Source organism: Nocardia sp. NPDC019323, from assembly GCF_044389845.1.
Taxonomy (GTDB): domain Bacteria; phylum Actinomycetota; class Actinomycetes; order Mycobacteriales; family Mycobacteriaceae; genus Nocardia; species Nocardia implantans.
In genome coordinates this window covers 296959-316801 of record NZ_JBIRYN010000002.1, presented here as the reverse complement: position 1 = coordinate 316801, position 19843 = coordinate 296959, and the positions used below count along the sequence as shown (strand labels likewise).

The window sequence follows — 19843 nt, the reverse complement described above, 5'->3', positions numbered from 1 at the left end:
CGCGAGTGCGGCATAAGTTGCCCGGAGATCGCTGGGAAGCTGGGGCGGTGTTCGGCGAGTTCGGATGGGGGAGTAAGTATTCAACCCATGTCGGAACCAGTCGAAGTACCGATCGATGACGACGTTATTCGGCTCGGCCAGTTTCTGAAGCTGGCCAACCTGATCGATTCCGGTTCGGAGGCGAAGACGGTGATCGCCGCCGGATTGGTGCGGGTGAACGACGAGGTGGAACTGCGGCGCGGCAGGCAACTGCACATCGGTGACGTGGTCGCGCTCGCCGGTCACAAGGCGATCGTGTCCGCCTGAGCGGCCGGACAGACCCGGCCGCGCCGCCGGCCGGCTCAGTCCTCGGCGCGCACCACGATGCCGTCGTGATCGCTGTAGAGCATGTCGCCGGGGACGAAGGTCACCCCGCCGAACTCCACCGCGACGTCGCGCTCGCCGCTACCGGTCTGCGTGCTCTTGCGCGGGTTGGTGCCCAGCGCCTTGATGCCGATGTCCAGGGTGCGCAGGATGGCGGAGTCGCGCACGGCCCCGTTGACGATCACGCCCGCCCAGCCGTTCTCGACACCGCGCCCGGCGATGATGTCGCCGACCAGCGCCGTGTGTACGCTCGCGCCGCCGTCGACAACCAGCACCTTGCCCTCGCCCGGCTCGCCGAGCGTCTGCTTGACCAGCAGATTGTCCTGGAAGCAACGGATCGTGGTGATGCGTCCGGAGAACGCGGCACGCCCGCCGAACTGGATGAACTGCGTGTCGCAGCTGCGGATCTCCGGGCCGATCTCGTCGGCCAGGTCGGCGGTGGCGATTACATTCTGCGATTCGGGCATGGGGTTATTCTCCAGCGCCCGCGCAGTCGAGCGTTCGCGGGGCTGTGTTTGTTTTTCCAGCGCCTGCGGCGCCGCGAACGGCGGATGCTCGGTCTCGCTTCGCTCGGAACCGGTGGTGGGGGTGCGCTGGGCGCGTAGGTGTCCCAGGTCCGGACTCGGTGTGCGCGGATGAGGGTGGTGCTGTCAGGGCGGTCAGCGGAGATCGCCCGGCGCTGACCTGGCGGTCGTTCGGATGGGAGCCGTGCGGTGATCGGGATGCTGTGATCGGCCGGGAATGGCTTCGATGCTGCGACGGCGAACGGGTCTGCGAGGGATTCGGACCGTGAGAGATCTTCGCGCGTGGCTCTCGACGCGCGTACTTCTCATCGATCGGCGGCGTTATCTGTGGCCGTAGCGCAGTTCGTACAGGTCGCGGTCGTGTTCGGTGCACTTGCCGTGGTCGACCAGTTCGGGGTCGAGTCCGTGCTGGAACAGGCGGAAGCGGCGCCAGACGTAGCTCAGCGCGACCGTGAAGACGACCAGCGGGACGATCATCATCACGATCAAGCCGATCTTCAGGGGCATCGGCCCGGGGAACAGCAGCACCAGGGCGAGGAACGGGAGGATCGGCCCGATGAAACGGACGAGATAGCGCTCCATGGCCCCGTGTCCGACGAGGTCGTGAATGACCCACTCGTGCAGCTCCTCGGGGAGCTCGCGGCCCAGGTCGTAGGCGACCCGTTGCCTGAAGGTGGGGGTTTTCATACCTCTAGGCTATGCCTGTGATATAAGCCACCGCCAGGTCTCGATACGGCTCAACCGCGTCCGTGTCTGCGCTCGTAGTCCAAGCGTTCGCGCTCGCCACGCCGGCGGGCGTCGGCGTCCGCGAGCGCGGGGTCGAGACCGTGCTTGATCAGCCGATGACGCCGGTAGACGTACAGCAGCGCCACCGTGAAGTAGATCAGCGGGATGTACAGCAGCGCCATCATCGCCAGACCCATCCACAACGGACCCGGCAGCAACAGGAACAGCATCAGCGGCGGAAGCACCGGCACCAGGAATCGCAGCAGGTAACGCCGCGTGGCGCCCGGCCCGACCAGATCCTCCCGCACCCAATCGGACATCGATGCGGGCAGGGTGCGGCCGAAGATATAACCGATCCGCTGGCCGAACGAGGGTGTAGCGCTCACGCCTCCAGCATCCCGATCCGGCCGTCAGCCGCGCAACCGGAGCACTGTTCGAACACCCAGCGCCGTAGGCGCTGGAAATCAGACACCGAAGGCGGCTATCTGGGAGACCAGATTGTTCGTCGTGTGCTGCACGGCGATCTTGACGAAGGGCTCGATGGTCTTGCCGAGCGCTCGCCCGGCCAGACCACCGGGCACCCGGTAGTCCACGATCGCGTCGACGGTGCACAAGCCGTCGCCCTTCGGGTGGAACAAGAACGTGGACTCGACGTCGAAACCTTTGATGGACTCGACGCCGATGGCGAAGTCCTTCTCCCAGCGCACCACGCGGATCCGCGACTTCAGCGAGGCGGGCCCCAGCTTCATGTGCCCGTCGAAGGTGGCGCCGACGCCCTCGGTCTGCTCGCCGACCGGAGTGAAGGACTGGATACCGTGCAGGAACCGCGACAGGTTCCGGTAGTCGTTCACGTAGGCGAACGCGGACTCCGCCGGGGCGGCGCAATCCGCGACGATCTTCACTTCGGTCATGCGCAGACCATAACGGTGCGGCCGGACGTGGTCCGTCCTCAGCCTCGCGCATGGCCGGAGCCGCACCACGGCGGCGCGGCTCAGGCCGTCACCGCGAGGGCCGCGGCGAGGCCGAAGGCCAGCGCCATCACGACCACCTCGGTTACCGCGCGGCGCAGCGAGTCCTTCGCGTCCATCCGGTGGTCGGCCGCCTTCGGCACCCAACTGCGCCGCCACCACCAGCCGAGCGCCAGCAACCCGAGCAGCACCACGGTCTTGGCGAGCAGGATCCGGCCGTAGCCGGTGCTGACGAACGGAGCAAGCCCTCCGACCCGGATCAGCCCGTTGAGCAGCCCCGTCGCCGCCACGACCGCCACCAGCGGCAGCGCCACCGCCGAGTACCTCGGCAGCACGACCGCCCACTCGCCGCGGGTCCGCACGACCAGCGCCAGCGCGATCAGCAACCCGAACCAGGCGCCCGCCGCCAACGCGTGCACCGCGGCGAGCACCGACCCGAACGCCTGCTGCGACATGTGCCCGGTGATCGGCCGCAACGCCAGCGCGACCGCCGCGAACACCAGCACCAGGTCGGCGGAGGCGGACTCGGGCCGCCGGAAGGCCAGCGCCGACCCACCGGCCACCGTCGCGACGCCGGCCAGGATCGCGAGCCCGACCTGTCCGCCGCTGACGTCGACCAGATAGGTGCCGAACTCGCCTGCGCCGAGTTCACCTACCGGAACGCCAACCACATCGGCCGCCTCGAAGATCAACACGGCGAATTCCGCGACCGCCCAGATCCCGGCGAGCACCGCAAGCAGCCGCCAGGGTGTCCGCAAGCGCGGCGCGACCCTCGGCAGCGCGGCCAATCCCAGCGAAGTGGCCCCCACGCCGTCGGCCACCACTCGGACCACGGCCTCGCCGGGCAGCGGGCCCGGCAGGATCAGGACCCAGGCGAGTGCGACGCCGAGCAGCCCGGCCGGGAAGGTCAGCAGCACCGCGGGCCATGGCATCCGGCCGGGCGCGCGCCGCGCGCCGTCCCGGCCGCCGGTCTTCACGTTGCTCACCGCTTCTGGCCGCGGCTCCTGCCGCCGAACAACGCGAACGCGAGCCCGCCACCGAACAGCACGACCGCGCCGACGACGAACACCCACAGCGGAATCCCGTCCGAGCCGTCCGAACTGTCGTTCGCCTTCGCGTTCGGTTTGGGTCCCGGCGTGCCGTTGCCCGGCTTGCCGAGCGTGAAGTGCCGCTTGCCGCTGACCGGGTGCCCGTCGGCGGAGGTCACCCGATAGGCGATGGTGTATTCGCCCACCGGGCCGAGCTCGCCCAGGGCGACGCTGACCGTCTTGCCCTCGACCACCGGATCACCCTTCGACCACAGATTGCCGTCCGGCCCGACGACGGTGAGTGACGGGAAGCTGGGCTGTAGTTCCTCGTTGAACGTGACGCTGGCGCGGTCGGGACCCGCGTCCACGGTCGCGTTGTCCTCCGGGACGCTGCCGGTGGCCGCGGAGTGCGCGGCGGCGACACCGGTCGCGGCGATGCCGAATGCGAGCAGGAACAGGCCGGCCACGAGGGCGGCCAGGAGCCGGCGGATCATGCGCGCCGCCCGCGGATCACGTTGCCGAGGCCGAGGGCGACACCGAGCAGGCCGAGCGCGAGACCGATTCCGCCGAGCCAGCGCGCGGTCTCGTCTTCGTGCTCATCCTCCTCGTCCGCGGCCTCGCTGCTCACTTTGTGCCCGTCCCCGTCGTCCTTCGCGGCGGCCAGGGTGATCGACGGGGCCGGATGTTCGGGTTCGTCGCCGCCCTTCTGGACCGGCTGATCCCAGCTGACCACCTTGCCGTCGGAGTAGGTCTGCTCGGCGGGGAAGCTGACCGAATCCAGCGCGGGCAGCGGGCCGACGGAGACCGCGAAACGCTGGAACTGGCCGGGCGGGATGCCAGGCGCGCCGGGATCGGCGGTCCAGGTGATCGCGGTGATCTCCTTCTTGTCGTTGCGTTCGACCTTGGCCGACCAGCCGGGAACAGGTTCGGTCCGAGCGGATTTCAGGTTGGGCACGGTGACGGTGAGCGCGGTGGTGCTCGCGGTGTCCGATTCGGTGGGCACCCGGAAGGTGGCGACGGCGTATCCGCCTTGTGCCGCGCCGGGCGCGTCCACTGTGACGTGTGCTTCGGCGGCGCCGCCTGCGAGCAGGACCAGTGCGGTTGTGGCGACCGTCGTCGTGACGGCGCGCGAAATCGAGGTGGGCATGCTGAGGTCTCCTGTGCGTACGGGAAGGGGTGTCGGCGGATCAGACCGGCACCGGCGGCGCACGAGGACCGCACGCACCCAGCGGCGCGCAGCGATAGGGGGGAAGGCCGGGAGCGGCCGCGAGCGGCGCGCCCGCGATTCGCGCCCGCCGCGGCGGAGCCAATATCACGCGAAGCGCACCGGAGGCGGCGGTGAAAAGCCGTTCGGCCAGGACGATGAGAGCCGCGCAAGCGACCGTCGCGACAGTGTGCGCGAGCAGCATCCATCCCGTGGGCAGTGGGATACCCGTTGCCCCGCCGACGGTTCCGGAATGATCGTGGCCGACCAGCACCGACAGCGCCGCGTGGCTCAGCAGCTGGCCCGCGCCGAGCAGCCCGGCCACGACGGACGGGCGCGAGCACGCCCGCGCGGTCGCCGCGGCCGAGCCGACTCCGGCGGCGATCAGCAACAGCAGCGTCAGCTCGGTGGAGCCGGGGGCACCGCCGCCCGCCGCGCCGTGTGCGGCCACGGCCAGCACGCCGACGAGCACGCCGACCAGGCCGCCACGCAGGTGGCCGGTGATCGGGTGCGCGGACATCGGGACAGGGAAGCTCAGCGCACGCCGAGCCGGGCGAGGATGTCCGACTCGATCCCGGACAGCTCGTGGGAGATCGACGCGTGCACCGAACGGCGGCGATTGGCCGGCATCTGTTCGGAGGTGTGCACGGCGGCCGTCAGGCTGCCGAGGCGGTCCTTGGTGGCGGCGACGAACTTCTGGGCCTCGCCCTTGTCCTTGCCGTTCTGCGAGCCGATCTTCGCCAGCGCCGCTTCGGCATTCGTGATCCGGGCTTGCAGTTTGGCGCCGTGCCCGGTGAAGTCGCCGAGCTGGTCGATGCCGACGCCGAGCTGCTGGGCGCGGCGGGTGTCGAGCTGCCCGCGCAGGAAGGTCGCGCCCCGGTAGGCGAGCGGAGCGAGCACCGGGATGAGCACCCGGGCCACGCCGAGATATTTCTTCACCTGACCGGCGCTGAACGGATCGCGCTCGGCCTTGGCCGCCACCTTCAGCGCGGCCTTCTCCTCCGCCTGGAACGCCGCGATCTGCGCCTTGGCGACCTTGCGCTGGGTGCGGGCCTCGGCGCGGCGCGCCTTGCGGTCGTTCTTCGCGACGAGCTTGGCCTCCATCGCGGCCTTGTGCTTGAGGGCTTTCGCCTCGGCCCTGCGGCTCGGCCGCCGCTTGCGCTTCGTGAACAACCCCATCGAAGGCCCTCCGTCATGCTGGTTCACCATGGCAGTACGACGCCGGGGAAGCCCGTCCGCCCATGTCACACGCTTTGCCGACACCCTATCGGTTCCCGGCCGTCAGCTGCGAGGGTAGTGCGGCCAGCGCGCTGGCGGTTCCCAGCGCCGCCGAGCGATCGCTCCGCCGGACCCCCGTCTCCCCACGACGGCGTGCCGACCGGCGCCCATCGGTCACGCCGCACCGGCCGCATATCGTCCACAAACAGCAGCGATGCCGGAACCACGTAGCCGGAACCACGCAGCCGGGGCAGCGAGTTGGCTGGAAGCGAAATGGCTCTGTGGGGGGTGGGATCGACGCAACTGGCGCGTGGCCTACGGTGCTGCGGCCTTGCCGCGATACACCCCCACCCCAGCTCGGCTACGTCTTGCGAGCGAAGAAGACCGAGAACCACCCCAGTTCCAAGTAGGTGACTTCATCACGCGCGGCCCGACGCGATGGGCAATGGGCGATGGGCAATGGCCGAGCGGCGAATATCAAGGTTGCCGCCCTACGCGCTCAGCGCACCGCAACCCAGTCTTTCGAGCGAAGCGAGACCGAGCATCCGCCGTTCGCGGCCCGGCTCGCGTCCGAGCGGCCGCCGCGTCCGCGACGCAGTCGCCAGCGGCGGTCGCTCGGACGCGAGCCACAAAGGGGCCGCGAACACCCAGCGCCGCAGGCGCTGGAATTAAACACTGTCGGGGGAGGGGACCATACTGCTTAGCGTGGATTCGGACATCGGTGACCGGGATGGTCGCAAGCGCAACGGAACGGCCGTGGATCGGGCCACCGACGTGCCGACCGCCTTCATCGATGCCAGATCGCTGATCGGCTGCCGACATCGCCTGCATCTGGACGCCGCCCACCCGGACGCGCTGGCGGGAATCATCGAGGACGCGGGCGTACGCCAGCGCAGGGACGCCGCGGCCGCGCACCGCGCCCGGGTGCGCGACGCGCTGGTCGGCGCCGACCCCGATGCCTGGGTGGTGATCGATGCCCGGCTGCGCGCCGCCGAGCGCGCCGAGGCGACGATGCGCGCGTGCCGAGCCGGCGCACGGCACATCTGGGGCGGGCTGCTCCCGCAGGAGCCGGACACCGGCAGGCGCGGCGGGTCGGAGATCCTGCTTCGCGACGCCGACCGCGGCGGCTACATCCCGATCATCGTGGTGAACCACAAGGTGACCGACCCGCGGCAACCCGAACCGGCCGATTTCCACCCCACCACCTCGGACCCGTATCACTGGGACCCGCAACCGGATCCGCGCCGCAAGCTACGCCAGCAGCCCCGCGACCAGCAGCGGCTCGCCCATCTGCACCGGATGCTGCAACGGCACGGCCTGGCCAGTCCCGCGCTGGTCGGCGGGGTCATCGGCTTCGATTTCGATCGCATCCTGGTGCACGATCTGGCGCCCCTGCTCGACGACTACGACCGCCGCTACGCCGACCGCATCGCGGTGGTGCGCGGCGAGCTGCCCACCGTCCCGTCGAAGGTGCCCGAGTGCAGGCAGTGCCCGTGGTGGACGCGCGGGATCGACGGCCCGAGCTGCGAGAGCTGGCTGATCGAGCATCGCGACGTCAGCCTGGTCGCGCCAGGCTCCCGGGCCGAGGTGCTGCGCAGGAACGGCGTCGAGACCATCGACGAGCTCGCCGCGTGGGCGGGTGATGAGCCGGAGGACTGGCAGCACGGCCCGTTCGACGAGGCCGTGGTCACCGCGCGGGCGTGGATCGCGGGCGCGCCGCTGGTGCGGCGGGTCGAGAAGGTGTGGGTCCGGCGGGCGGACGTGGAGGTCGACGTCGATCTGGAGAGCTTCCAGGAGCACGGCGCGTATCTGTGGGGGACGCTGCTGAACGGCGTGTATCGCCCGTTCGTCACCTGGGACCCGCTGCCCACCGAGGACGAGGGCCGCTCCTTCGGCGAGTTCTGGACCTGGCTGATGACGGTGCGCGCCGAGGCCGCCGCGGCGGGCAAGACGTTCGCCGCGTACTGCTATTCGCGCACGGCGGAAGACAAGTGGCTGTACGAGTCGGCGCGCCGGTTCGCGGGCCGCCCCGGCGTGCCGACCGTGGAGCAAGTGCGCGCGTTCGTCGACGGCCCGCAGTGGGTGGACATGTTCCAAGCCGTGTCCGACCAATTCATCTGCCCGAACGGCAAGGGTTTGAAGAAGATCGCGCCGGTCGCCGGGTTCTCCTGGCGTGATCCTGAGGCCAGCGGCGAGGCGTCGATGAGCTGGTACCGGCTCGCGGTCGGTTACGACGGCGCCGCGCCCGACGCCGGCCAGCGCACCCGGTTGCTGGAGTACAACGAGGACGACGTCCGAGCCACGCAAGTGCTGCGCGAGTGGATGACCACCCGCGCCGACGCGGAGGTCGCCGGTCTCGCCGATTTCCAGCAGCTCCCCGGCGCGCGGTCGCACGGGACGGTCCCGGGTTACGCGGCGGCGCCACCTTCGAGCCCGTAGTCCGCGCGCGGCGGTACCATCGCGACGTGACAGAGCACGTCGAACAACTCGAGTTCCAGGCAGAGACCCATCAGCTGCTCGAGCTGATGATCCATTCCGTCTACTCCAACAAGGACACCTTCCTGCGGGAGCTGATCTCGAATTCCTCCGACGCGCTGGACAAGCTGCGGCTGGAGTCCTTCCGGGACAAGGATCTGCACGTCGACACCTCCGACTTGCACATCGAGCTGGAGGTCGACAAGGACAACCGGATCCTGACCGTCCGGGACAACGGCATCGGCATGTCGCGCGCCGAGGTGGTCGACCTGATCGGCACCCTGGCCAAGTCCGGTACCGCCGAGCTGCGCAGGAAGCTGAACGAGGCCAAGTCCGAGGCCGCCGCCGAGGAGCTGATCGGCCAGTTCGGCATCGGTTTCTACTCCACCTTCATGGTGGCCGACAAGGTCACGCTGACCACCCGCCGCGCGGGCGAGACCACCGGCACCCGGTGGGAGTCCACCGCGGGCAGCTCCACCTACACCATCGAGGAGCTCGACGAGGCCCCGCAGGGCACGTCGGTCGCGTTGCACCTCAAGCCGGTGGACGAAGAGGATCACCTCTTCGACTACACGCTGGAGTGGAAGCTGCGCGAGATCGTCAAGAAGTACTCCGACTTCATCTCTTGGCCGATCCGCATGCAGGTGGAGCGCACCGTCACCGAGGGCGAAGGCGAGGACGCCAAGGAGAAGACGATCCTCGAGGACCAGACGCTCAACTCCATGAAGGCGCTGTGGACGCGCCCCAAGAGCGAGGTCTCCGACGAGGAGTACAAGGAGTTCTACAAGCACGTCAGCCACGGCTGGGACGATCCGCTGGAGATCATCCCGCTGAAGGCCGAGGGCACGTTCGAATACCAGGCGCTGCTGTTCATCCCCTCGCACGCGCCGTTCGACCTGTTCACCCGCGAGCACAAGCGCGGCGTCCAGCTGTACGTGAAGCGCGTGTTCATCATGGACAACTGCGAAGAGCTCATGCCGGAGTACCTGCGCTTCGTCAAGGGCGTGGTGGACGCGCAGGATCTGTCGCTCAACGTCTCCCGGGAGATCCTGCAGCAGGACCGGCAGATCCAGATGATCCGCAAGCGTCTGGTGAAGAAGGTGCTGTCCACGGTCAAGGATCTGCAGGGCGCCGAGGACCAGACCAGCTACCAGACGTTCTGGAAGGAATTCGGCCGCGTCCTGAAGGAGGGCCTGCTCTCCGACTTCGACAACCGCGACACCATCCTGCAGGTTTCCTCGTTCGCCTCGACGAACTCCGAGACCGAGCTCACCACGCTGGCGCAGTACGTGGAGCGGATGCCGGAGGGGCAGGACACCATCTACTACATGACCGGCGAGACCCGTCAGCAGGTCGAGAGCTCCCCGCATCTGGAGGCGTTCAAGGCCAAGGGCCGCGAGGTGCTGATCCTCACCGACCCGGTGGACGAGATGTGGGTCGGTTCCGTGCCGGAATTCGACGGCAAGGCGTTCCAGTCCATCGCCAAGGGCGAGGTCGATCTGGAGACCGAGGAGGAGAAGAAAGCCTCCGAGGCGCTGCGCGAGCAGCAGGACAAGGATTTCGCCGATGTCCTGAAATGGCTGGGCAAGACGCTGGAGCAGAACGTCAAGGAGGTGCGCCTGACCAACCGGCTCACCACCTCTCCGGCCTGCCTGGTCGGCGACGTGTTCGACTTCACGCCCATGCTGGAGCGGATGTACCGCGCTTCGGGTCAGGCGCTGCCGGAGAGCAAGCGGATTCTGGAGCTCAACCCGACCCACCCGCTGGTCACCGGTCTGCGCGACGCGTACGCGGCCAAGAAGGACGAGGCCGACGCCGGTACGGCGACCGAGCTGTCGGAGACCGCCGAGCTGCTGTACGGCACGGCGGTGCTCGCCGAGGGCGGTGAGTTGAAGGATCCGGCGCACTTCGCGCACATCCTCACCGATCGGCTCACCCGCACCCTGTGAGTCCGCGCGCGACCGGAGGGCAACGACGATGTCCTCCGGTCGCGTCCGGTGCGGTCGGCGGTGTTTCGGCCATTTCGCGGTTACGGTGACCGGCGGGATGGCATATTCGCAGGACTGGGGAGTTCGCCCCCGGGTGGCGCGGTTAGATGTGGATGCCTGAAAGGATCGTCACAAACATGTCCGCAAACCCGCTTGCCGTCGCCGAGCCGTGGGATCTGGTCGCCGACGGCTACGACGAGTTCGCTCCCGCGATCATGCAACCGTTCTCGGCGCGGGCGCTCGAGTTCGTCTCGCTCGCGCCGGACTCCCGGATCGTGGATGTGGCGGCGGGGCCGGGCACGCTCAGCCTGCTGGCGGCGAGTCAGGTGGCGCAGGTCGATGCCATCGATTTCGCGGAGTCGATGATCGCGCGCCTGGCGAAGAACGCCGCTGCCGCCGGGTTGACGAATATCCGGGCGCGCGTGGGTGACGGGCAGGATCTGCCGTACGAATCCGATCGGTTCGACGCCGGGTTCTCCATGTTCGGACTGATGTTCTTCCCTGACCGTGCCCGCGGGTTCGCCGAACTGTTCCGGGTGCTGCGGCCTGGCGGCACGGCGGTGGTGTCGAGCTGGGCGCCGATCGCGGATTCGCCGCTGATGCGGATGATGTTCGGCGCCTTGACCGCGGCCGACCCGGATATCCAGGAGCCGCAACCGAACTTCCTGAGCCTGGAGAACCCGGAGGTCTTCGAATCGGAGATGCGCGGGGCCGGCTTCGAAGCCGTGTCCATCCAGCGGCATTCGATCGCCCTCACCTTCGGCGGCCCGGAGGAGATGTGGGAGACCATGGTGCGCAGCAGCGCCCCTCTGGAACTCATGCGCCACAACGTGAGCGCGGAGGTCTGGGCTCGGCGCGCCGCCGTCATGAAAGCGTTTCTGGCCGAGAAGTACCGGCCGCACTGCCCGTTGTCCACCACGGCCTACCTCGGCATCGGCCACAAGCCGCGGGAATGACAACAGCGCGCGACCCTTCGGGAGAAGGGTCGCGCGCTGCCGGGACTGCGGAGCGGGATTACCGCGGCGCCATGCGCAGCGCGCCGTCCATGCGGATGGTCTCGCCGTTCAGGTAGTCGTGCTCGATGATGTACTGCGTCAGCTGCGCGTACTCGTCGGGCCGACCAAGGCGGGACGGGAAGGGCACGCCCGCCTCCAGGCCCTTGCGGTACTCCTCGGTGACGCCGGCCAGCATCGGGGTGTCGATGATGCCGGGGGCGATGGTGTTGACCCGGATGCCGAACTGCGCCAGGTCACGCGCGGCCGGAACGGTCATGCCGTGCACGCCGCCCTTGGACGCCGAGTAGGCGATCTGGCCGATCTGGCCCTCGAACGCGGCGACCGAGGCGGTGTTGACGATGACGCCGCGCTGGCCGTACTCGTCCACGGCGTCGGTCTTGGCGATCGCGTCGGCGGCCAGCCGCATGACGTTGAAGGTGCCGAGCAGGTTCACCGTGATCACCGTGCGGAACAGCTCCAGGTCGTGCGGGCCGTTCTTGGACAGGATGCGGCCCGCCCAGCCGACACCGGCGCAGTTGACCACGATGCGCAGCGGAGCGCCGGACCCGACCACCTGCGCGACGGCCGCGCTGACCTCGTCGTTGCTGGTGACATCGGCGGGAATGAGGGTGACCCCGGCGGGCACGTTGTCGCCTGCGCGCTCGATCGACTGCGGTACATCGAGCCCGAAGACGGTGGCGCCGAGCTCGGCGAGACGCTTGGCGGTGGCGGCGCCGAGGCCCGATGCGCCTCCGGTGACAATGGCGGCGGAACCCGAAATCTCCACGATGGTCCTCTCGTTTGTGACAGCCAGTTGGCCCTTCGTCAATTGCACCCTAACCGGTACGCGGCGCGTGCCCCTGCACGGCTCCCGCGACTCGATCCCGGCGCGGGACTTTCCGGCAAGCAGGCCGAACCGACCGCGCAGAATGGAACCGCCCAGTCAGCTCGACCGAACAAGCGGAGTCACCGAATGACCGAATCGGCCATCAGCGCACGCCTGCCCCGAGGTAGGCATGGCCTGCCGCGGGAGCAGGTGATCGCCTCGCAGCGCGAACGAATCCTCGTCGCGACGGCGGAGGCCATGGCCGAGAACGGCTACATCGGAACGTCGGTCGCGGCGATCCTCAAGCGGGCTTGCGTGTCGCGGGAGACGTTCTACGAGCAGTTCCGCTCCAAAGAAGACTGCTTCGAGGCGGCCTATCAGCGGGCGGTGCAGTTGTTGCTCGACCGGATCGCCGAGGCCACCGAGGCGCAAGACGCGGCGGCCGATACCGGCGCGATCGCGCGCATGGACCGGATTCTGCGCGCCTATCTCCAGTATCTGGTGGACGACCCGGCCAGCGCGCGGCTGTTCTTGGTCGAGGTCTTCGCCGTGGGTTCCGCGGCCATCGCGCGCCGGGCCCAGCTGCAAGAGCGGTTCGTCGAGTTGATCGCCGCCGTGCTCGACGCGCGGACCGAACCGCAGCGTTTCGCCTGTCAGGCTCTGGCCGCGGCGGTCGGTTCGATGGTCACCGCTCGGATCGCGGCCGGGGACTCGGGCGGTCTGCTGGCGCTGCGGGAACCACTGCTGGATCTGTTGCGCCGGGGTGGCGGACTGTATGGAGCCGCGCTGGCGTCGAGCGCCGAGCCATCCGCGTGAGCAGCAGCGCGGCGCCCGCCAGCGCGGGAGCGAGCGCCGCGAGCCCGGCGACGGCCATGCCGCCGAGGCCGGGTGCGGTCGCGCCGAGCAGGGTCGCCGTGCCGAAGTAGAGGAACAGCAGGCCGGAGCCGATGCCGATCGCGTGCTCGGGCAGGTGCTTGCCGACCAGGATGCCCACCGCGATGGCGAGCGCGTCGGCGGCGACCATGCCGATGGTCGAGCCGAGCCAGACGCCGGCCCAGTCGTAGTCCGTGGCCAGGGCCGCGGTCGCGAACATGGTGCGATCGCCCAGCTCGGCGAGCAGGAACGCGGACAGCACCACGAAGAACGGCGCACCGCCTGCCCTCGGCGCCTTCGGCTCCGGCTCATCATCGGCGGTGCCGAAGTGCTCGCGCAGGGTCCACAGGCCCACGGCCAGGAAGGTGACGGCGGCGATCAACGCGATCGCGGTGGTCGGCAGCGCCGCACCGAGGAAGTAGCCGATGCCGACGGAGATCAGATGCACCGCCGCGGAGGCGGCCGCGATGCCGCCGACCACTACCCACCAGCGATAGCGCAGCGCGAACGTCAGCGCCATCAGTTGCGACTTGTCACCGAGTTCGGCGAGGAAGACGACACCGATGGTCAGCAATGCGGTGGCGATCATGTGTTGCTGCTCCCAGGTCTCCGGCCTGCCGACCGGAGATACGGGGACGCTCCGGCCGACAACGAAATGGTTGTCCAGGCCGAAGGTCTCGCCCACCGGCCTGATGCCGGTTCACACAGCCGGACCCGGCCCGAGCGGGCTCGGCGGGTCAGTATGTCGACTGTGCGATTGGGGGCTACTCCCCTTCGCTGACCGCGACTCTACCCGCCCCGGTCCGCTCGTGCCAACCCGCTGTAATCGAAAGAGCAATGCGCACAATAAGTTTGGCGATCCACGTGGCGAGTTTCGGTTACCCTCACGCGGCCAGCAGCATAGCCAGAACCGCGGTGTCGGGGTCGCTGATCGGGTCCAGCCCGACCCGGCTGACCAGGGAGGTCACGGTCCCGTCCGACTCCGCCTCCACCCACGCGGCGCGGTGCTCGAGCCCCAGATGGGGCACGCCGGGCAGCAAGACGCACCCGGAGGCCGCGCCCGCGCACTCGGGCAGCGAGGGGCGGGTTTCGGACGGAGGATGCAGCATCAGCAGCGCGGGCGGCACATGTTCGGCGAACCGGCCGGGTTCCACGGCCTCCTCGCCCAGCACAGGGCCTTCGGCCAGCACCAAGCCGACCGTGCCGGGGGCGGGGTCGTCGGGCAGATCCTCCCGGACGCCGAACACCGTCGAGGTCGTCAGCAGCCCGGGTAGCGTGGCCACGCGCACCGCGAGAACCAGCACCTGGGCCCACTCCTTGGTGGTCTCCGGCCACCGGCCGGAGATCAAAAAGCCACGCAGTGATCCGCGCGAATGGAACGGCGTGATGCCGATCGGTTCGTTCGTGCGCATTCCTGCCTCCCGTTGTGGAACCGGGGGCGACCTTGCCCGTTTTATTCGATCTGGATTCCCGAATATGAACCAGGAGTCACCTGGCACACAAGTACCAAAGAGTGCCAATCGGAGGGGCGGTGCGGTGCGGCGGGCAATCGGGCCGCGCACCCGGCGGATCGGGCGCGACCTCATCGGGGCCGGATCGCGGCGGTCGGATGTCGTGTTCGGCAACATGCCCGCGACGCCTGGAAACAGAACGGGCCCGCGAGCCCGCCGCGCGTGGCGGACGGATTCGCGGACCCGGTCGCGGTGTGCCGAGCAGGCTCAGCCGAAGATGAGGCCCTTGGCCTGCGAAGTCGCCTTGGCGAAGCGCTCCTGCACGTCGGCCCAGTTGACGACGTTCCAGAACGCGGTGACGTAGTCGGCCTTCACGTTCTTGTACTGCAGGTAGAAGGCGTGCTCCCACATGTCGACCTGCAGCAGCGGGATGATGCCGAGCGGGACGTTGGCCTGCTGGTCGTAGAGCTGGAAGGTCAGCAGCTTCTGGCCGAGGGTGTCGAAGCCGAGCACCGCCCAGCCGGAGCCCTGCAGACCGTTCGCGGCGGCGGTGAACTGCGCGCGGAACTTGTCGAACGAGCCGAACTGGTCGTCGATCGCCGCGGCCAGCTCGCCGACCGGCTTGTCGCCGCCGTTGGGGGAGAGGTTCTTCCACCAGATGGAGTGGTTGACGTGCCCACCGAGGTGGAACGCGAGGTTCTTCTCGTGCAGGAAGATGGCGCTGTGATCGCCCGACTCGCGAGCGGCTTCCAGCTTCTCCAGTGCGGTGTTCGCGCCGGCGACGTAAGCGGCGTGGTGCTTGGAATGATGAAGCTCGTTGATCTGCCCGGAGATGTGGGGCTCCAGGGCGCTGTAGTCGTAATCCAGATCTGGCAGCGTGTACTCAGCCACGATGTCCCTTCCTATGTCGGGCTGGTTGTGCCCGTTGTTCCGGACACAGCCAACCATCATTCGTACACCCGGTCGATTCCAACTCGGGCCCACGTCCGCACATTCCGGTGATGCCGCTCACATCCGGCGGGTCGCGCACCGTCACATCACGCACATCGGCCCCACAGGAAACGCACGCGTAGCATCGAACCATGTCGGGGTACGACGAACTAGTGGGGCGTCTCGGCCACCCCGCACCCGTCATGGTCGTCCCCGAGCATGCCCGGCCCGGCCGGGCGGAACCGTTCGACGTGCCGGATACCCACTACCTGAACGCTCACCCGATCCGCCCGCCGTTTCCGGATTGGGCTTACAGCTCGAGGTCGTCGCGATGGGTTGTTTGTGGGGCCGGAGAAAGGCTCCTGGGAGCCGGCGCCGAGCAGGCCGATCTCGTCCGCTCGACGGCCGCGGCCTACGGCAAGCGGCTCGCCGCGGCGGGATGCGGGGAGATCACCACGGAGATCGCGCCGCTGCCGGACTGGCGGCTTCTACCATGCCGAGGGCTGTCACCGGCAGTACCTGGCCGAGAACCCCGGCGGAAACTGCCCCTGCATGCCACCGGAGTGAGCTGCCCGGCGGATGCCTGAGCACCGCACGTGCCGTCGCACAAATGCGGTTCGCTCCCGACGTGTCGATCAGAGCGGCGGAGCGATACCGGGACGACTGGCCCGCGGGTCGCCCGCATCGTGCGCCCGCCACCATCGCGCGCCCCCTGCGACGAAGTCGGCCAGCGGGATCTGCTCGCCCCGAGCGTCGTACACGGCGATGTCGTCGAACCACACCCGGACGTCGAGTTCGCGCGGGTCGATGCCCTCTTCCTGGGAGAACTCCAGAACGTGCGCGGATTCCCGGTCGGCGATACGGGTGTCGAAGCTGAGCAGCTCCCTCCACAACGCCCAGCTGCTGTCGTCGAGATCGATGAACTCCCAGCCGTGCAGCCGACCGCCGCCGAAACTTTGGATCGCCTCGTCCAGGCCCTCCAGCCGCAGCGGCAGGACCTGGGGCTCCAAGTCGTCCCAATGGTGCGTCCGCAGTGACGCGGCGACCCGGCTGACGCCGGAGAGCGTCACCTGCACCCGGTAGTCCTCCGCCGCGGTCCCGTCTTCGGGGAGAGTCAGCACTTCGAGGTCGAGTCGCAGTTCGCCCGCGGCCTCGTCGACCGCGAGGCCGAGGCACGTGGCCTCGGACAACGCGATGTTGAGTCCTGCGGTGTCCATTCCGTGGCGTAGCCCCCTGCTCACGTTCATACGCCCAGGCTACCGACCGTCTCCGCTGGATCGCGGGATTTCGGCGGCGTTCTGAATTCGATGGAACCGAATGCGCCCGCGTCCCGTCCAAGTAGATATCGGGACCCCTTCGGCCGCGGGTTCCGATGTCGGCGACGAATGACCGCTCCGGGATTGGTATGGAGGGGAGTCCCGGATCGGTCATTCGCATCGCTCGACCGTTAGGGGCTGAATCAGCACGTCCGTCCGGAAAAACCCGCCGAGCGCCGACCGGAAGTCCGAAATCACCCCGTACTGGTAGCTCATAAGTTGCTGTAGAGCCGGGCTGAACGGGCGAAACGCCGTCGACACCTGCGCCTTGTGGATCGAGCTGTGGATTATGTGGATAACTTCGCCCGAGTTATGCACAACCAGCATCGGGCGGGTAGGCGGTCGAGTTCCGGAGGGGAGAACATACCCGAAGTCGTGACTCGCTGTCGAGGCCGCTCCCCCGGGATGGAACTGCACGGCGGCCCGCCACGCATGGCAGGATCGAATCTGTGACGAGCCCCCACGTTCCGTCGGTCACGGTGGAGGACGTGCCTGCCGAATTCGACAGCAGCGCGCCCGCGTCGGCCGGCACGCCGCGACCGATTCTGCTCGACGTCCGGGAGGACGACGAGTGGCGGCTCGGGCACGCTCCGGGTGCGATCCACATCCCGATGGTCGATGTTCCGGCCCGGATCGATGAGCTGGAGTACGACGCGGATCTCTACGTCATCTGCAGGCAGGGTGGCCGGTCCCTGCAGGTGGTCGAATATCTCACGCACATCGGCTACGAGGCCATCCAGGTCCGCGGGGGCATGGTGGCGTGGCAGCACGCCGGCCGCCCGCTGGTCGCGGAGGGCGACCACGAGGCGAAGATCTACTGACGAAAGAACGAGGTGCGCGGGTGAGTACGGTGGTGCAACCTTGTGCGCGCTGCGGTGCGCGCTGGGCCGTGCAAGGGGCGCCGATGCACTGGTGCCCGCGCTGCCGCGGCGTCCTCCTCTCGCCGGGCCCGATCGACGCGCCCGCCGATCGTCGCAACTACCGCTGGGTGGCGCGCAAACCGGACCACCGCGCCAGGCGAGCGCAGTCATCCGTCCGGTCGGCCGCACCGAGCGAAACGCCCCGATACACGCAGATCCCACGCTGGGGTTTGATCGACCCGCCACCGCACACGGGCGCCGCGCCGCGCCGCCCGTTCGGCAAGCTGACCGACGCGGTGACCAGGCTGCTGGTCGCCACGGCGGCCGTCTTCGGACTCGCGGCCGTCGCCGAGCTGGCGCGCTACGCGGTGCTGTTGCGCAACCGGACGCGTTTGATCCACCCCGCCGTCCTCGTCGCCTCCGACGCGTTCGTGATCGGCGCCGGGGTGCTCGCGATCCTGCTCGCGCTGCTGGCCGCCGTAGCCACCGTCGGACGGCTGATCGAGATCAGGCGCTCGGTCTACGCCGCCACGGGCAGGCGCGACCCGCGCTCGCCGCGAGCGCTCGCGTTCGGTTGCCTGGTTCCGGTGGTCAACCTGCTGTGGCCGGGCGTCTTCCTGAGCGAGGTGGCCGCGTTGCAGGGGGATCCTCGGATGGGGCGGACGGTCCGGATCTGGTGGGCCGCGTGGGTCTTCGGCGGACTCGTCGCGGCGGCCGCGCTACTGTGGCGGACCGCGGATTCGTTGCAGGCCGAGGCGGACGGGGTGCTGTTCACCGCGTTCACCGACGCGGTCGCCGCCGCGGTCGCGGTGCTGACCCTCTGGGTGCTGCGCACGATCGACGGGCGCGACCTGCTCGGTCGCGGCCGCACCGCGCGCCGCTGGCTGATCGCGGTGGACCCCGCCGTACCGGTGATCGAGCCGGTGCATCCCGGCGGACGGGGACCGGCCGACGCCGACGCGCACGAGAACAACGGTGCTCAGGACCGTGAGCAGGAGGAGGTTATGGCCAAGTGAGCCAGGGCAGTCGCGCGCCGTTCGTGGTCGCGCATCGAGGCGCATCGGCGGCGCGCCCCGAGCACACGCTCGCCGCCTACGAGCTCGCGCTGCAGGAGGGCGCCGACGGCGTCGAGTGCGATGTCCGGCTGACCAGGGACGGACATCTGGTGTGCGTGCACGACCGCACCGTCGACCGGACCTCGTCGGGCAGCGGCCTGGTCAGCGAGATGACGTTGGACGAACTGCGCGCGCTGGATTTCGGCGCCGACGGCGCCCCCGCCTCGGTGCTGACCCTCAGCGAGCTGATCGGCCTGGTGCTGGACTGGCGCAGCAGGCCGACCAAGTTGTTCATCGAGACCAAGCACCCGGTCCGCTACGGCGCGCTGGTGGAGAACAAGCTGCTCGCCGAACTCCAGCGCTTCGGCATCGCCACCCCGGCCTCGGCCGATCATTCCCGCGCCGTCGTGATGTCGTTCGCGGCCACCGCCGTGTGGCGCATCCGTCGCGCCGCCCCGCTGCTGCCCACCGTCCTGCTCGGCGAATCGTCGCGCTACCTCGGCGGATCGGCGGCCACCACCGTCGGGGCCACGGCCGTCGGCCCCTCGGTGAAGACCTTGCGCGAGCACCCCGACCTGGTCGACAAGGCCGCCGCCGCAGGGCGCGCCACCTACTGCTGGACCGTCGACGACCCGGACGACGTACAACTGTGCGCCGACCTCGGCGTCAGCTGGGTCGCCACCAACCACCCCGGCCGCACCAAGTCGCTACTGCCCGCCGCCTGATTCGGACCCGCCGGGCCGGGCTGGTTCGGGACATCTCGCCCATAGATCCACCTGAGGTCGTACCAGTCGTTTCGGCAGTGGATCGATCGAGACAGACACGCTCGTCTGTGTCCCGCTGATCCGAAGAGGCCACTAGGCGTCAGTCGCTTCTGCGCAGGCAGTGAGAAGGCCGGAGCGGGGTGCCCGCGGCCTCTTCGCCACGCCCACCACGGCGCACGTAAATCGCGCGCCCATTCCTGACGGAACCACACCACCTCAACCCCGGCTTTCGAGCGAAGCGAGACCGAGCATCCGCCGTTCGCGGCCCGGCTCGCGTCC

At 69.1% G+C, this 19843-nt stretch carries 21 protein-coding genes and 1 pseudogene; 8 read left to right on the top strand and 14 right to left on the bottom strand.

Annotated elements, in window-relative coordinates; all coding sequences use genetic code 11:
- Nucleotides 1–87 precede the first annotated feature (87 nt).
- Nucleotides 88–306 (top strand): RNA-binding S4 domain-containing protein, encoded by a 219-nt coding sequence (locus tag ACH49X_RS08965; RefSeq protein WP_039794186.1) that lies wholly within the window; start codon nucleotides 88–90, stop codon nucleotides 304–306.
- 35 nt (nucleotides 307–341) lie between these two features.
- Here ACH49X_RS08965 and rraA read toward each other — a convergent pair whose 3' ends face one another.
- From rraA to ACH49X_RS08920, 9 genes are all read right to left on the bottom strand, one after another.
- Nucleotides 342–830 (bottom strand): ribonuclease E activity regulator RraA, encoded by a 489-nt coding sequence (rraA, locus tag ACH49X_RS08960; protein ID WP_195079630.1) that lies wholly within the window; start codon nucleotides 828–830, stop codon nucleotides 342–344.
- A gap of 378 nt (nucleotides 831–1208) precedes the next feature.
- Nucleotides 1209–1574, bottom strand: coding sequence for a DUF5313 family protein (locus ACH49X_RS08955; RefSeq protein WP_195043842.1), 366 nt, complete (start codon nucleotides 1572–1574; stop codon nucleotides 1209–1211).
- A gap of 50 nt (nucleotides 1575–1624) precedes the next feature.
- Nucleotides 1625–1999 (bottom strand): DUF5313 family protein, encoded by a 375-nt coding sequence (locus ACH49X_RS08950; RefSeq protein ID WP_195079631.1) that lies wholly within the window; start codon nucleotides 1997–1999, stop codon nucleotides 1625–1627.
- A gap of 78 nt (nucleotides 2000–2077) precedes the next feature.
- A complete protein-coding gene (locus ACH49X_RS08945) occupies nucleotides 2078–2524 on the bottom strand; it encodes an SRPBCC family protein (protein ID WP_357207627.1) in 447 nt (148 codons plus the stop codon).
- An 80-nt stretch (nucleotides 2525–2604) separates the two neighbouring features.
- Complete coding sequence (locus tag ACH49X_RS08940) at nucleotides 2605–3513, bottom strand: CopD family protein (protein ID WP_357207639.1); 909 nt, start codon at nucleotides 3511–3513, stop codon at nucleotides 2605–2607.
- A gap of 50 nt (nucleotides 3514–3563) precedes the next feature.
- Nucleotides 3564–4103, bottom strand: coding sequence for a copper resistance protein CopC (locus tag ACH49X_RS08935; protein WP_195079633.1), 540 nt, complete (start codon nucleotides 4101–4103; stop codon nucleotides 3564–3566).
- Nucleotides 4100–4756 (bottom strand): YcnI family protein, encoded by a 657-nt coding sequence (locus ACH49X_RS08930; RefSeq protein ID WP_195079634.1) that lies wholly within the window; start codon nucleotides 4754–4756, stop codon nucleotides 4100–4102. Before ACH49X_RS08930 ends, ACH49X_RS08935 begins: the two co-directional genes overlap by 4 nt.
- Nucleotides 4757–4796: 40 nt before the next feature.
- Nucleotides 4797–5333 carry a hypothetical protein gene (locus ACH49X_RS08925; protein WP_357207630.1) on the bottom strand — a complete coding sequence of 179 codons (537 nt, stop codon included), beginning with the start codon at nucleotides 5331–5333 and terminating at the stop codon, nucleotides 4797–4799.
- Between the two features lie 14 nt (nucleotides 5334–5347).
- Entirely contained in the window at nucleotides 5348–5992 is a 645-nt protein-coding gene (locus ACH49X_RS08920) for a DUF6474 family protein (RefSeq protein WP_195079636.1), read from the bottom strand.
- Between the two features lie 795 nt (nucleotides 5993–6787).
- On the opposite strand from ACH49X_RS08920, the gene ACH49X_RS08915 reads away from it, so the two are divergent.
- The 3 genes from ACH49X_RS08915 (at nucleotide 6788) to ACH49X_RS08905 (ending at nucleotide 11450) form a co-directional block, all read left to right on the top strand.
- Nucleotides 6788–8470, top strand: a complete 1683-nt coding sequence (locus ACH49X_RS08915; protein ID WP_357209322.1) for a TM0106 family RecB-like putative nuclease — start codon at nucleotides 6788–6790, stop codon at nucleotides 8468–8470.
- A gap of 26 nt (nucleotides 8471–8496) precedes the next feature.
- Nucleotides 8497–10455 carry a molecular chaperone HtpG gene (gene htpG / locus ACH49X_RS08910; RefSeq protein WP_195079637.1) on the top strand — a complete coding sequence of 653 codons (1959 nt, stop codon included), beginning with the start codon at nucleotides 8497–8499 and terminating at the stop codon, nucleotides 10453–10455.
- A gap of 176 nt (nucleotides 10456–10631) precedes the next feature.
- Nucleotides 10632–11450, top strand: a complete 819-nt coding sequence (locus ACH49X_RS08905) for a class I SAM-dependent methyltransferase (RefSeq protein WP_195079638.1) — start codon at nucleotides 10632–10634, stop codon at nucleotides 11448–11450.
- 58 nt (nucleotides 11451–11508) lie between these two features.
- Here the strand turns inward: ACH49X_RS08905 and ACH49X_RS08900 are convergent, their stop codons facing one another.
- A complete protein-coding gene (locus ACH49X_RS08900) occupies nucleotides 11509–12276 on the bottom strand; it encodes an SDR family NAD(P)-dependent oxidoreductase (protein ID WP_195079639.1) in 768 nt (255 codons plus the stop codon).
- Nucleotides 12277–12462: 186 nt separating this feature from the next.
- Here ACH49X_RS08900 and ACH49X_RS08895 point away from each other — a divergent pair.
- Nucleotides 12463–12678 (top strand): annotated as a pseudogene (locus ACH49X_RS08895) (TetR/AcrR family transcriptional regulator); the annotation flags it as partial.
- Between the two features lie 322 nt (nucleotides 12679–13000).
- Here the strand turns inward: ACH49X_RS08895 and ACH49X_RS08890 are convergent.
- From ACH49X_RS08890 to ACH49X_RS08875, 4 genes are all read right to left on the bottom strand, one after another.
- Nucleotides 13001–13777: a TMEM165/GDT1 family protein gene (locus ACH49X_RS08890; protein WP_195079882.1), complete on the bottom strand. Its 777-nt coding sequence runs from the start codon at nucleotides 13775–13777 to the stop codon at nucleotides 13001–13003.
- Nucleotides 13778–14072: 295 nt separating this feature from the next.
- Nucleotides 14073–14600 carry a peptidase gene (locus ACH49X_RS08885; RefSeq protein ID WP_195079640.1) on the bottom strand — a complete coding sequence of 176 codons (528 nt, stop codon included), beginning with the start codon at nucleotides 14598–14600 and terminating at the stop codon, nucleotides 14073–14075.
- A gap of 306 nt (nucleotides 14601–14906) precedes the next feature.
- Nucleotides 14907–15530 carry a superoxide dismutase gene (locus tag ACH49X_RS08880; RefSeq protein ID WP_039794275.1) on the bottom strand — a complete coding sequence of 208 codons (624 nt, stop codon included), beginning with the start codon at nucleotides 15528–15530 and terminating at the stop codon, nucleotides 14907–14909.
- A gap of 674 nt (nucleotides 15531–16204) precedes the next feature.
- A complete protein-coding gene (locus ACH49X_RS08875; protein ID WP_357209319.1) occupies nucleotides 16205–16816 on the bottom strand; it encodes a hypothetical protein in 612 nt (203 codons plus the stop codon).
- 518 nt (nucleotides 16817–17334) lie between these two features.
- On the opposite strand from ACH49X_RS08875, the gene ACH49X_RS08870 reads away from it, so the two are divergent.
- From ACH49X_RS08870 to ACH49X_RS08860, 3 genes are read left to right on the top strand one after another with little or no spacing between them, the layout of a single operon-like run.
- Entirely contained in the window at nucleotides 17335–17706 is a 372-nt protein-coding gene (locus ACH49X_RS08870) for a rhodanese-like domain-containing protein (protein ID WP_195079642.1), read from the top strand.
- 20 nt (nucleotides 17707–17726) lie between these two features.
- Entirely contained in the window at nucleotides 17727–18761 is a 1035-nt protein-coding gene (locus ACH49X_RS08865; RefSeq protein ID WP_357209320.1) for a DUF4328 domain-containing protein, read from the top strand.
- Nucleotides 18758–19525: a glycerophosphodiester phosphodiesterase gene (locus ACH49X_RS08860; protein ID WP_067800268.1), complete on the top strand. Its 768-nt coding sequence runs from the start codon at nucleotides 18758–18760 to the stop codon at nucleotides 19523–19525. The genes ACH49X_RS08865 and ACH49X_RS08860 overlap by 4 nt, the downstream gene beginning before the upstream one ends.
- The last annotated feature ends 318 nt before the right edge of the window (nucleotides 19526–19843 follow it).

Coding starts and splice junctions, on each gene's coding strand:
- ACH49X_RS08965 (WP_039794186.1), top strand. CDS start 88: ATGTCGGAACCAGTCGAAGTACCGATCGATGACGACGTTATTCGGCTC.
- rraA (WP_195079630.1), bottom strand. CDS start 830: ATGCCCGAATCGCAGAATGTAATCGCCACCGCCGACCTGGCCGACGAG.
- ACH49X_RS08955 (WP_195043842.1), bottom strand. CDS start 1,574: ATGAAAACCCCCACCTTCAGGCAACGGGTCGCCTACGACCTGGGCCGC.
- ACH49X_RS08945 (WP_357207627.1), bottom strand. CDS start 2,524: ATGACCGAAGTGAAGATCGTCGCGGATTGCGCCGCCCCGGCGGAGTCC.
- ACH49X_RS08940 (WP_357207639.1), bottom strand. CDS start 3,513: ATGCCATGGCCCGCGGTGCTGCTGACCTTCCCGGCCGGGCTGCTCGGC.
- ACH49X_RS08935 (WP_195079633.1), bottom strand. CDS start 4,103: ATGATCCGCCGGCTCCTGGCCGCCCTCGTGGCCGGCCTGTTCCTGCTC.
- ACH49X_RS08930 (WP_195079634.1), bottom strand. CDS start 4,756: ATGCCCACCTCGATTTCGCGCGCCGTCACGACGACGGTCGCCACAACC.
- ACH49X_RS08925 (WP_357207630.1), bottom strand. CDS start 5,333: ATGTCCGCGCACCCGATCACCGGCCACCTGCGTGGCGGCCTGGTCGGC.
- ACH49X_RS08920 (WP_195079636.1), bottom strand. CDS start 5,992: ATGGGGTTGTTCACGAAGCGCAAGCGGCGGCCGAGCCGCAGGGCCGAG.
- ACH49X_RS08905 (WP_195079638.1), top strand. CDS start 10,632: ATGTCCGCAAACCCGCTTGCCGTCGCCGAGCCGTGGGATCTGGTCGCC.
- ACH49X_RS08890 (WP_195079882.1), bottom strand. CDS start 13,777: ATGATCGCCACCGCATTGCTGACCATCGGTGTCGTCTTCCTCGCCGAA.
- ACH49X_RS08885 (WP_195079640.1), bottom strand. CDS start 14,600: ATGCGCACGAACGAACCGATCGGCATCACGCCGTTCCATTCGCGCGGA.
- ACH49X_RS08875 (WP_357209319.1), bottom strand. CDS start 16,816: ATGAACGTGAGCAGGGGGCTACGCCACGGAATGGACACCGCAGGACTC.